This is a genomic window from Clostridium cuniculi, from assembly GCF_004353185.1.
GTDB lineage: Bacteria > Bacillota > Clostridia > Clostridiales > Clostridiaceae > Clostridium > Clostridium cuniculi.
The window spans coordinates 1-436 of the sequence record NZ_SMUS01000129.1 but is presented as its reverse complement, the minus strand read 5'-3'; the positions used below and the strand labels follow the sequence as shown (position 1 = coordinate 436).

Here is a 436-nt window from a genome sequence, read left to right as displayed (position 1 = left end):
GTCGATGCGCAGGCCGGCCGTGAAGTGCCAGCGCCCCGCCGTGTAGGTCGACTCGTGGTAGAGGGCCGCCCCGTAGGCGGGCAGGCGGAAGTCGGAATAGAGCGGCAGCTCATCCGATGTCTTTTCGTAGCGGAGGCCCGTCTCCTGGGCCGAGGCGTTGGCGTTGTCGAAGATCAGGCGGTCGATGCCCGTCTGCTTGAAACGCACGGGCGCCTCCATCCTCGCGTGGCGGTAGAAGCCGAAGGCGCCGAAGAGCCAGCCGTAGGGGCGCCCCTCGCGCGAGCGGACGACCAGGTCCTCGGTCACGGCGTGGTCGCGGCGTGCTTGCCGCAGGGTGAAGTAGGAAAGGGGCGTGAAGTCCTGGTCGAGCGTCATTGCGTCGTCGGAGTACTGGTAGGAGGTGATCGACGAGAGGGTGTAGCGCGCGGCGTCGTAG

At 67.7% G+C, this 436-nt stretch carries 1 protein-coding gene; it reads right to left on the bottom strand.

From position 1 onward, the window contains the following. Nucleotides 1–436, bottom strand: a 436-nt coding sequence (locus EJJ37_RS19915; RefSeq protein WP_204596874.1) for a hypothetical protein, incomplete at both ends; no start/stop codon positions are given.